The 10,168-nt window shown below is 62.5% G+C and carries 11 protein-coding genes and 1 pseudogene; 2 read left to right on the top strand and 10 right to left on the bottom strand.

Features of this window, described 5'->3' with window-relative positions; all coding sequences use genetic code 11:
* The 6 genes and pseudogenes from J1M81_RS24945 to J1M81_RS24920 form a co-directional block, all read right to left on the bottom strand.
* Window positions 1-424 (bottom strand): annotated as a pseudogene (locus J1M81_RS24945) (hypothetical protein); the annotation flags it as partial.
* The gene (locus J1M81_RS24940; protein ID WP_206499078.1) at window positions 421-579 is read right to left on the bottom strand and encodes a hypothetical protein; all 159 of its coding nucleotides are present in this window, start codon (window positions 577-579) and stop codon (window positions 421-423) included. The gene J1M81_RS24940 and the pseudogene J1M81_RS24945, both read right to left, overlap by 4 nt.
* Window positions 580-654: 75 nt before the next feature.
* Window positions 655-960 (bottom strand): hypothetical protein, encoded by a 306-nt coding sequence (locus tag J1M81_RS24935; protein WP_206499077.1) that lies wholly within the window; start codon window positions 958-960, stop codon window positions 655-657.
* Between the two features lie 200 nt (window positions 961-1,160).
* Window positions 1,161-1,769 (bottom strand): hypothetical protein, encoded by a 609-nt coding sequence (locus J1M81_RS24930; RefSeq protein ID WP_206499076.1) that lies wholly within the window; start codon window positions 1,767-1,769, stop codon window positions 1,161-1,163.
* Window positions 1,770-2,315: 546 nt separating this feature from the next.
* The gene (locus tag J1M81_RS24925) at window positions 2,316-2,681 is read right to left on the bottom strand and encodes a hypothetical protein (protein ID WP_206499075.1); all 366 of its coding nucleotides are present in this window, start codon (window positions 2,679-2,681) and stop codon (window positions 2,316-2,318) included.
* Between the two features lie 106 nt (window positions 2,682-2,787).
* Window positions 2,788-3,372: a recombinase family protein gene (locus tag J1M81_RS24920; protein ID WP_206499074.1), complete on the bottom strand. Its 585-nt coding sequence runs from the start codon at window positions 3,370-3,372 to the stop codon at window positions 2,788-2,790.
* A 388-nt stretch (window positions 3,373-3,760) separates the two neighbouring features.
* On the opposite strand from J1M81_RS24920, the gene J1M81_RS24915 reads away from it, so the two are divergent.
* The gene (locus J1M81_RS24915) at window positions 3,761-4,285 is read left to right on the top strand and encodes a recombinase family protein (RefSeq protein ID WP_308051314.1); all 525 of its coding nucleotides are present in this window, start codon (window positions 3,761-3,763) and stop codon (window positions 4,283-4,285) included.
* Window positions 4,286-4,364: 79 nt separating this feature from the next.
* Here the strand turns inward: J1M81_RS24915 and J1M81_RS24910 are convergent, their stop codons facing one another.
* From J1M81_RS24910 to J1M81_RS24895, 4 genes are all read right to left on the bottom strand, one after another.
* Window positions 4,365-5,312, bottom strand: a complete 948-nt coding sequence (locus J1M81_RS24910; protein WP_206499072.1) for an HIT family protein — start codon at window positions 5,310-5,312, stop codon at window positions 4,365-4,367.
* The gene (locus tag J1M81_RS24905) at window positions 5,309-5,800 is read right to left on the bottom strand and encodes a TIR domain-containing protein (protein ID WP_206499071.1); all 492 of its coding nucleotides are present in this window, start codon (window positions 5,798-5,800) and stop codon (window positions 5,309-5,311) included. Before J1M81_RS24905 ends, J1M81_RS24910 begins: the two co-directional genes overlap by 4 nt.
* Before the next feature lie 201 nt (window positions 5,801-6,001).
* Window positions 6,002-6,943, bottom strand: coding sequence for a type II toxin-antitoxin system HipA family toxin (locus J1M81_RS24900; RefSeq protein WP_241258461.1), 942 nt, complete (start codon window positions 6,941-6,943; stop codon window positions 6,002-6,004).
* A 292-nt stretch (window positions 6,944-7,235) separates the two neighbouring features.
* A complete protein-coding gene (locus J1M81_RS24895; RefSeq protein WP_206499069.1) occupies window positions 7,236-7,577 on the bottom strand; it encodes a helix-turn-helix transcriptional regulator in 342 nt (113 codons plus the stop codon).
* Window positions 7,578-8,177: 600 nt separating this feature from the next.
* Between J1M81_RS24895 and J1M81_RS24890 the strand changes: the two genes are divergently transcribed.
* The gene (locus J1M81_RS24890; RefSeq protein WP_206499068.1) at window positions 8,178-10,154 is read left to right on the top strand and encodes a P-loop NTPase fold protein; all 1,977 of its coding nucleotides are present in this window, start codon (window positions 8,178-8,180) and stop codon (window positions 10,152-10,154) included.
* Window positions 10,155-10,168: the final 14 nt, after the last annotated feature.

Genomic DNA, 10,168 nt, shown 5'->3' with positions numbered 1-10,168 from the left:
GGTTTCGGGTGGGTGGTTCGTAGGGTGTGCGGAGGTAGTCGCAGAGGACGTTGATGCAGGCCTGGGTTTCGCGTGGCTTGTTGCGGTCGAGCCAGTCGTCGGCGAGGGCTTCGAGGGCGGAGACGGCGGCGGTCCTGATCGCGGGCGCGGGGTCCGCGAGTTGTGTGGTGATGGTGGTGAATCGGTCGCGGAGAGCTTGGGTATCGGCGAGGGCATGGGTTGCTGTGTGGTGTTCTTCGAGCTGCTTGCGGTTCTTTGATCCGACGCGGTAGGTGATGAGTGCAGCGCCGATGATTCCGAGGCTGCCGAGGACCGTGGCCACAGGTTGTGTGAAGTACTCGAGGAACCACCCTGTGAAGCCGGCTGGGTCGACTGCTTCGACCGGCGCGGTTGGCGGGGTCGGGACCTGGGCGAGGAGGCTCACGGGGGTGACAGTAGCGGCTTCACCGTAATTTTCCTGGTGGAGTCGTTGCCGGTTCCGTACTGCTGGCCGAGGCCGTGGCAGAGGGCAATTGCGCGGGCTGCCTGTTCGGCGATTTCGGCAGGTAGTGGTGGTCCGTCGAGAGTTCTGATTCGCATGGCCTCAAGTGTGGCAGTGGGTACCGACAGAGTTGTTCTCGCGCAACGCTTTCAGGTCTGGTCCCCGCGGTCTGTCTATAGGTAGAGCAGGTGGGTGGCGGTGCCGTCGAAGTGTTCGAGGTTGTCGAGGACTCCGGTGTAGTTGCCGGGTCGGCAGGCTCCGAGGCTGACGATGAGGGCGCAGGCTCCGTCGATGGTGACGAGGTAGGTCGGCGGGGTGTTGGTGGGGCTGGCGTCTGCGTGGGCCTGGGCGTCGAGGAGGGCGTAGCGGACGGCGTCGGCGGCGGCTCGTTTCGCTGCGTCGAGGCTGGGTTCTGCTCCTGCGGTGGTGATGGTTTCGGGTCGGCGGTCGGGTCGGGTGGTGACGGTCCAGGTGATCATCGATGTCGTGTCCCTTCGGGTGGGTGAGCCGGGTGGCGCGAAAGTGGATTCGGCTTCCAGCATCGCGTACCGAGCGCCAGCGAGGTCCGCGATGCGCAGGCATTTTCCGGAATCTGGGGATAGAGACTTTCCCTGTGGATGGATACAGCTCGGCCCCGGAACCCGTATCGGGTCCGGGGCCGAGGGGGCCTGAGGGAGTCTTAGAGGCGTCGTCGCCAGGGTGCGGCCATGTCTTCCTGGTGTTCGCGTTCGGCGTCGTCGAATGCGTCGGTGAGGGTGGTCGGGTCGCTCGTGTACTGGTCGCCGTCGGTGAAGATCGCGACGGCCATGCGGTGGACGTTTCGGAGCTCGTCGAGCATGGTGACGTAGCCGAGGCGGTCGATGATGCGCCAGGTGACCGGTCCCATGTGGACCTCGACCCAGTGCATGGTGCGTCGGCGGGCGGGGACGTACTGCTCGCGCGGGGTGACGGCGGTTTCCGGTGGCGCGATCCAGACGACGGACATGGCGGCGCGGGCGTAGTCGTCGCCCGGTCCCCCGGGCTGGGGTGCCTGGTTGTCGATGCGGCCGATGAGGGTTCGGGCGTCGGCCAGTCCGGCGATGAACGCGTGGACGGCGGCGGCGGAGCGGAAGGTCATCATCAGGCGGCCCATGGTGACGATCATCTGGGCGTCGTCGGTGGCGGCGGCGTGGACGTTGACCACGGCTTTCTGGCGTCCGACGATGGTGGCGGTGGTGTGGGTGACCACTGCGCCGTAGTCGTGGGTGTCGGTGCTGCTGTGGGCTTTCTGGGCGGTGGTCTTCGGCATCTCGCGCTCCCCTGCTCAACGTGGCGTACCGGTGGCCCGCCAATTTTTTTGCCGTTCTGGCAGGGGAGAGTTGGACCGGTATGAGGGGGCCGGAGTGCAATGGTCGGGCCGAGAAGTTTTCAGCCGGAGGCGTCTGTGAAAAGTTTTCGGAGCCCCTTGGGGCCGGGAGCGCAGCGGACGCCGGCGGTTGCGCGGAGGTCACCGCCGGTCAAAATCGGAAGGCCAGAAGGGAAAACAAGAAGTCTTTTCACAGTACGGAGCGCAGCGGAGTTCGATTCGGTGGACGCCCGCAGGGTGGCCGGTACCTCACGGTGTCACTGCAGCCGAGCGTGCGGCACGACGGGCTCAAGGGTTTAGCCGTTTGTCCGGCACACCAGCCAACATATGGAGCGACTGTTGCCGTCCCGTCTTTATTCGCTGCTGCTAGGCGGGGACTGCGTCTGGACGGCCTATTGCCGCAGCATTTCCGCTGGCGAACCGTGCGGTGCCGTGGTGCGTCCGCGTCCAGGTGAGCATCCGGGCGGTCAATCTCGGCGCTTCTGGCATCTAGACGAAGTTTCGCTGCATGTACGTCCATACCGGCTCTTGGCTGGTAAATATCGCCCATACAGCGAAGAGAGACATGCCTGCGGCGAGTAGAAACACCGTCATGAACGCGAAGACAGTGACCAACAGCCACAGATCTTCGATGTCATCTAGAGCCTCCGAGGCCAACGCTGCACAGACTACGAACGCGCAAGCCAACATTATGGGTGTGGCGGCTATGAACCACGCCCAGAATGTTGATTCATCGGCGTACCGCAGAAGGACATTGGTGTTGATGTCCTGCCCGATCGGCGTCAGAATGGCTAGAAGGAGCGCCCCGCTGATCGTGCCAACTGCCCATAGGGCCACTTGCCCCACGTGTTTCATGCGCGGACATTAGCCCGTGCACACTAAGTGGCGCAATGCGTCGGAATCATGCTGGGGCCGTTCACGATCCTGGATGCATCCATGTCGCCCGTCTCGATCGCAGCTTCTAGGCGTTTGCTTCGCGTTCAACACGAGCTAGGGCAAGGTTGCTATACAGTGCCGAACGCTTCAAACCAGTGTTTTTACAAAGGGTTTCGACCTTGAACTGCCTCGTTTCGTAGACCTGGAGTAGGTAAGCTCGTTCCTCTGGTGTCAGGGTGTGCGGTCGGCCTTTCATCTTGCCGGCGGCCGCCGCGGCTGCGATGGCGTCGCGGGTGCGAGCTCGGATGAGATCGGACTCGAATTCGGCCATGAGCCCGAGCATTCCGATGAACATCTTGCCCATCGGATCTAGTGGGTCGTAGACCTTTCCGTCGATCGACAGCGCTACCCCGCGTGCGGCCAGACGACCGACGGTCTCATGCAGGTCGCCGGCCGATCGCGAGAGGCGATCGAGTTTGGTGACGCAGAATTCGTCACCCTCGCGGCTGGCGTTGATCGCGTTCTCAAGCCCGGGGCGTTTACTTTGCCGGCCGCTGACTCCGTTATCGACGTATACCCGGTCCCGGTCGACTCCGATCTTGCCGAGCAACCCGATCTGGACCGCAGTGTCCTGCCGGGCGGTGCTGCACCGCGCGTATCCGATTTTCATGCCCCTCCGGCCCTGCTGGACTCGATCTGTCCAGTAGAGACTACGGGAAGCTGGAATATCCCAATGGACTTTCTAATGGACTCCGCTGTCGCGTGAAACGCGACGTGACTGTCAGTTTCAGAAGACGAGTGCACGAGTTCAGAAGTGCGCAGCACTTGACACCTCTCAAGTAATCTAGCGGAATCACTAGATTGCCCTTTTGGTGTGCTTCGCCCGCCTGATCGCCCGAACCTGAGCACTCACATCTGAGCACGTGTCTTTAACGATTGTTTTAGACACATGCGAGATGTGACACAGCGACGACGGAGGGGACATGTGTCAGAACTCATGTTCAAAACCTCGGCGGGGAAATGTGTCTATACGACGAGTTGTGACACACTTAACTGTTGTGGGTGAACTTTTGGGGTATGCGAGGGTGTCGACGACCGAACAGAGTGTCGATGCGCAGAGGGACGCGCTGAGCGCTGCCGGGTGTTCACGGGTGTGGATGGAAACCGCGTCGGGTGCGACGACATCTCGTCCGCAACTGTCGGACTTGTTCTCACATCTGCGGCGCGGCGACACACTGATGGTGTGGCGACTCGACCGTCTCGAGACGGTCGAGCAGCTCGACGTCGATGGCGTCGGGTTCCGGTCGTTGACCGAAGCGATCGACACCACCACCTCCGGTGGCAAGCTGATCTACTCGATCTTCGGAGCATTGGCGGAGTTCGAACGCAACCTCATTCGCGAACGCACCAACCTCGGACTGGCTGTCGCTCGTGCCCAGGGCCGGATGGGCGGCCGGCCGCCGGCAATGTCGGGTACACAGATCAAACAAGCCAAACGGATGCAGGCCAGCGGAATGTCGCTGACCGACATCCGGGAGGTGCTCGGGGTGTCGCGATCGACGCTGTACCGGCACCTCAAGTAGAAGCTCAGACACCTCAAACGGTGTGCAGGGCGCGGCACGTTTGCCTGACCAAAAGATGATTGGTAGGTCGAGCCGTCCGTTACTTCTGCTGGCTGGAAGTCTCTCCGCATGGACTCGAGGCGTCGCCCGACTTCTCAGCTGGACCTGCGAGCAACGCAACCACCAAAAGAGCGCCGCCGACGAGGGCGAGTGGACCATAGAAGTAAAGAATTGACCACGTTGCGTACCGGCTCGGATGCCACTTTCGAGAGGATCCGGACTGAGTTGCCAGCCCCTTGAGTGACAACGGCACCACAGAGTTGTCGTCGGCAACCTGGTCGTAGACGCCGCGGGCGCGACGCTCGTTGCCGAGGTACTTGACATCGAGGGCAGCAAAAGCAGCGAGCACTAGTATGCCGAGGGCAATGAACGGCCAACTGTCACGAACCAAAGCGACACCGAACGCCGCACCAGCTAGCGTGATCGACCAGCCCTTCGCCGCAGATGAAGACCCGGCCATCCGTCCGATGGCGGCCGAAATCAGATCAAGGTGCTTGCGTCGGTCCTCGCGGTCCTGCTCGTTCGTCATGTCATAGCCTTTGGGCTTCGAAGCCTCGACAGCGGACCTGAGATCACCCTGCATCGTGTCGAGTTCCGCCGTCGACCAGGAGGGGTCCGGAGATGGCCAGATCTCGCCCATATCGTCCGTTGTCCAGCGAGGCACGACATGCACATGCACATGATCGATGGACTGGGTGGCTGCTGCGCCATTCGACTGAATCACGTTGAGCCCGTCGGGCTGCAAGGCATCGCGCGCAGCGCCCGCCACGCGAAGAACCTCCGAGGCCAGGGTGCGTGCCGCACCCTGCGAAAGCCCCCAGATGTCGGCGACGTGCTCGTCCGGGACTACGAGCACGTGCCCGCGCGTAGCCGGATGGTCCGGTAGAAAAATGGTGACACCGTGGCCCCTGGCGATAAAGCGAGCCGTCGAATCATCACCCGCGACGATGTCGCAGAAAGCGCAGCCGGGCTGCCGGGTTGAGCTCACCAGGAACGCTTCACGGCGCCGCCGACCCACGACTCGAAATTATCCCGGATGCTCGCGTAGACGGCCTTACTGTCAGCGCCGCTGGGGTTGTGCAGCGTGATGTAGGTGCTCAGCGGCTTGCCGTCGGTGTCGAAGACTTTACTGAAAGGGTCCTCGCCGTAGGAGCCCTTGTTGCCATTTAGATCGAGCATGCCGTGGACGCGGATGCCGACCAGCGGCACCTTGTCCTTCCACGCCTTCTCGATCTCATGCTTGACCCACTTACGCGAAGCGGTCTCGCCGCCGACGAGCACGACGACAGCGTCCTTGCCCGCCATCTCCTTCGCGATCCAGTTCTTGATCGCCTGATCACCGCCTGCCTTGATGGTCTCCCACTTCTGAGCGCTGACCTCCTCGCGGTCCTCCTCGATAGCGCCGATGTTCCGGACCTGCTGGCAGCGCGTCACGTCGCCGTTGTAGTGGAAGCTTAGGAAGACTTTCTTGGCCATGTCAGTTACTCCCAATTGTTGAGGACTGGTCGGTGTTCACGATGGTGCCAGGCACCACCGACAGCTCGGCCACGCCCACTCCGCGAACGCCCGACCCATGCTAGTGCGGCACCCGAGTGGCCGATCGGGTGCTGGGCGACCGACTTTTGGTCGCTGGTGTGCACGCATCTCGGCCATCGGACGCGTCTTGCCTTGTCATAGCTACGTGTTTTCGTAACCAAAGAACGCCGCCCTAGGTAATACCTGTCTGTTGCGAAGACTCCGCTTGTCCGCAGCGCTTAGGCGTGCGATCTCCGCGGCATCGTCCCAATTGTCGGCGATGGCCGACACGAGATGGTCGATGATGCCGCGACCGTCAGCCGCACTAAGCCCGTAGATCTCGGACTCGCGCAAGAGAGCTGCGAAGTTGGCGTCCTTCGTACCGGCGTTGCCGTCGCTACCGCGGCCAAATGCCATAGCCTGTTCAAACGTGTCCCCAGACCGTTGTCCTGGTGCAAGGTCGAAAGCCGGAGTCAGCTCGAGGTGGCTCCCGTCCCAGAATGCGGCATGGTTCCGGGCGTGATCGTCGTTGTTGCTGATGGCGATGTTCAGCGCGACGCGCCGGAAGAGCTCCGGGCCGGGTCGAGTCGCATCTTTGGCGTATAGGCGTAGCACGTCGAGGATCTGCGGGTAGGACACGTACCGGGCGTACATCTCATCGGTCTGCGCCATCGTCAGGCCGGACACCACGTGGCGTCGGCAACCGTCAGCCCTCCGATCGAACCGCCTGACAAGAAGGACTTCTTTGCCCAGGGACGAGACGACTTTGCTCTCGGGAACGTCGATGCCCACCCTGCGCGCAAGCTCGAGCATCGCGCCTTCGCCGTTCACTACCGAGAACACCCGATCGTCTGAGGACGCGAACTTTGCGAGCCACTGACCTCCGTCGTTGTCTGTCAGGGTGGCCTTCGGCCGTGCACCCCCGAGGCTGGTGCCATGTATCAGCGCCGCGTCGAGACCGGCCGATAGTTGGCCACCCTCGTCGACGATCATGGCGGCCTCGTGCAGCTCGTCGAGGGTCGCCGAGTCATCCCGCGGAACGTAGTTTTCACGGTCCACTTGAAAGTCCAACGCTCCGAAACGGTTCGAGCTGGAACTGAGCATGTAGTCGATCTCGCTGAGAGAGTTCGGTGCGGCACCTCGTCGGCGTTCGATGACACCCCGACCCCACCTGTCGGGACTGCCGTCCCTGAGGACGCCCGCGATGGTCAATCCGTCCGCAGGTTCTTGGACGCCGGGACGCAGAGGAAGCTCGGGTGAGAACAAGCTGATGGCATCCGGCCGCGATCGGTACCTCAGCGCGTAGATGAAAGTGACGAGAGGCCCGACCTGGTTCACCCTTCCAGCCAGGACAGGCCGGGTCTGGTTTGGTAGCCAGGTCCAGACGTACAGCTCCTCAGAAGTCGTCATCGACGGTTTCCATCTTTGGTTTGTGAACGCGGCTGGGGAGCAAGGCGAGCATCTCCTCACCCCGCCGGCGACGGATCGCGATTTCGGAGCGGTCGTCGATCCCGAAGATGGGAATCCCGACGAGATCCGCCAGATCCATCATTGTGCCGACTGCTGTGCCGCGGTGGCCGGCCTCCGCTGAGAGCACGGTCTGTTCTGAAATATTCGCGCGTGCTGCGAGGTCCTTGGCCGTCCAGGCCCGGTCGAGCCGACCGCGCCTTATGAGCTGGCCCCACAAGCTGAGAGCATCCTGTATGTGCGGCCGCAGTGGGACCGTGCGCCTCGCCATCGTGACCTTCTTAAAATATGCCTATACCCGCCGTGGACATGTTTTATCATAGCTCGAATCCAGACGGGCGTAGCCGCCCGGATCCGGCGGCGGCCGCCGTTGCGTCGTCTCGGTCCGAGGGCACCCGCCGTACCTACGTCCACCCCACCCACCGACTCGGACACCGCGGCCGGGCGGTGACGCCGGAGTACCCGATGCGCGGGCAGCCGGTGCTGGCGCGCCGTGACAGAACACTCTCGGTCGCTCGCGCTGCGCACCTTGTGTCCGGTAAGGGAGATGGCTTTGTGTGCGAGCGACGCTGCCGTGAGCGGTTCGACCTCGCCACGCGGAAGCTCTGCGCCACCGGCACGACTGATATCGGGTTGAGCCATCGCCGTTTGGACTGCCATGCATCTGCCCTGAACGCGAACACCGTGCAGACCTTGAATCAGGCTTAGGTTTACCGGTTCGGTGCTAAGGCGACGCCCGTCTCGCAGAATCGGGCGGAATCCGACTACTTTGCTTGTAATTTGATGCGAAGCTGTCGACAGCGAACGATCGGATGACCGGCGGTGTTCTCGCCGTACGGATGTCGGCGCGTCGACTGATGGAGGAACGACTGTGTGGGCCGACAACGAAACGAACCTCGACCTGCTGGGCTTCGATTTCCTCGTCGACGGGCTCGTGGTGGCATTGACCGAGCCCCGTCTGCTGCCACTGACGATCGGAGTGCTGGGCGATTGGGGCTCGGGCAAAAGCAGCCTCATGCGCATAGCGGCCCAGGAACTCGACGACATCCGGCCGGAAATTGACTCCTCCGACGAGGAGCTGCCTTCGCCGTATCTCACGGTGCACTTCAGCCCATGGCAGTACGAGGACCACGACGACGTCAAGATCGCCCTGATGACCACGGTGCTCGACGAGATCGCGAAGCGAGTTCCCGACGCTGCAGAACAACTCGGTCGACTCCGGTCCATCGTGGCTGGATTACGTCGGTGGGGGCGACGTCTGGGTCGAGCCGGATCCGCCGCGGCGCCTACCGTGGTTCCGATTCTTCTCCAGGCTGCCTCACCCGACATGGATCCAGGTATGGCAGAAAACGTGACTGCGCTAGCCGGGGTCGTCGCCACGCAGGCCGGCTCACTCTTGCACGAGCCCGGGGAAGATGCGAGCGGTAAGAACCCCAATTCTTCCACCCCACGAGGCGATGTCGACGCCTTTCGCCAGGAGTTCGCCGAGCTCGTCCAGGCGATCCCACAGTGTGCCGCGGTCGTCGTGTTTATCGACGATCTCGACCGCTGTCTTCCCGAAACCGTGGTCGACACCTTCGAGGCCATACGGCTCTTCCTCAACACACCAAAAACGGCTTATGTGCTCGCGCTCAATCAGAACGTCGTGGAGTCTGCGATCGACTCGCGCTATCCGGAGCTGAAGAAAGCAGACGGAGCGGGAATCGGGCGCGACTACCTCGAGAAGATGCTCCAGCTCAAGATCGCGATTCCACCGCTTTCCGAACCGGAAGCCGAAACCTACATCAACCTGCTCTTTGCAGACCTGCACCTCCCTCCCGACGATTTTGCGGGTGTGCTGGACAAGGCGGCAAAACTCAGACGAACCAATGGCATGGAGGTTGCCTTCAATATCGGGATTGCCGGAACCGTCCTCGCCGACATCCCCGAAGACCTGGTTGCCGACCTGAAATGGGCCGGAGACATCTCGCCCATCCTCGGCGCGTCGTTGCGAGGCAACCCGCGTCAACTCAAGCGCTTCCTCAACAACCTGCTGCTGAAGTACCGCAGCGCGCAGCGCCGCCGTGTCGAACTGAAGCTACCCATTCTCGCGAAACTGATGGTCCTGGAGGATCAATACAATACCGATTTTCAGAAGCTCTTCGATTGGGAGATGGCCGCGGGTGGAGCATGCACCGAAATCGGTGTAGCCGAAGCACGAGCTCGCGGGGCCCGTGAAAACGCGGAGTCGACCACGACTCAACCAGCCGACAACGAGCCAAAGGTAGGCAGGCGCTCGCCGGCGAAACAACCGACGGACGGACGGGAGGGCGAGTTGCATGCGTGGGCGGACAAGGCGCACATCGCCGACTGGTTGACGGCGGATCCGCCACTGGCCGGAACCGACCTGCGCTCCTACTTCACCTACTCCCGCGACAAGCTGTCGTACGGCGTGTCCGCGTCCAGGCTGGTGCCGCACCTGCAAAGGCTTCTCACCGACATCCAATCGGAGATCGAGGTGCACAGACGGGACCATTACGCCGCGGTCAATGCGCTCGACGCCGGTGAACGAATGCAGTTGATAGAAGCCCTGCTTGCTCGCGTGCAGCGCGCGCCCTCCTCTGTCGCAACCACGGCGGCTCTGGAATTAGCGGAGAAGAACGCCGACATCGTCACCGCTGTGTGCGAAGCATTGTTGCGTCTACCGCCCACATCCATTCGTTTCGGAGTGGGGTCCGCAGCAGTTCGTCGCCTGCCGGCCGGGAACGCCGCCGTCGAAGCGCTGCTACAGCGCTGGGCAGATGGCGACAACACCCAACTCGCGGCCGTCGTGCGACAAGCTCGCGCGTCCGCAGCCCGGAAGAGATAGCCGCGTGGGAACAT

Origin of the sequence: Rhodococcus sp. KRD175, from assembly GCF_017168275.1 — a bacterium.
In the GTDB taxonomy this organism is placed as follows: domain Bacteria; phylum Actinomycetota; class Actinomycetes; order Mycobacteriales; family Mycobacteriaceae; genus Rhodococcoides; species Rhodococcoides fascians.
The sequence above is the reverse complement of the archived record's forward strand: the minus strand, read 5'-3'. Positions and strand labels throughout refer to the sequence as shown.

Excerpts from the sequence above, each read along its gene's own strand:
- J1M81_RS24940 (WP_206499078.1), bottom strand. The coding sequence starts at position 579 with ATGCGAATCAGAACTCTCGACGGACCACCACTACCTGCCGAAATCGCC.
- J1M81_RS24935 (WP_206499077.1), bottom strand. The coding sequence starts at position 960 with ATGATCACCTGGACCGTCACCACCCGACCCGACCGCCGACCCGAAACC.
- J1M81_RS24930 (WP_206499076.1), bottom strand. The coding sequence starts at position 1,769 with ATGCCGAAGACCACCGCCCAGAAAGCCCACAGCAGCACCGACACCCAC.
- J1M81_RS24925 (WP_206499075.1), bottom strand. The coding sequence starts at position 2,681 with ATGAAACACGTGGGGCAAGTGGCCCTATGGGCAGTTGGCACGATCAGC.
- J1M81_RS24920 (WP_206499074.1), bottom strand. The coding sequence starts at position 3,372 with ATGAAAATCGGATACGCGCGGTGCAGCACCGCCCGGCAGGACACTGCG.
- J1M81_RS24905 (WP_206499071.1), bottom strand. The coding sequence starts at position 5,800 with ATGGCCAAGAAAGTCTTCCTAAGCTTCCACTACAACGGCGACGTGACG.
- J1M81_RS24900 (WP_241258461.1), bottom strand. The coding sequence starts at position 6,943 with ATGCTCAGTTCCAGCTCGAACCGTTTCGGAGCGTTGGACTTTCAAGTG.
- J1M81_RS24895 (WP_206499069.1), bottom strand. The coding sequence starts at position 7,577 with ATGGCGAGGCGCACGGTCCCACTGCGGCCGCACATACAGGATGCTCTC.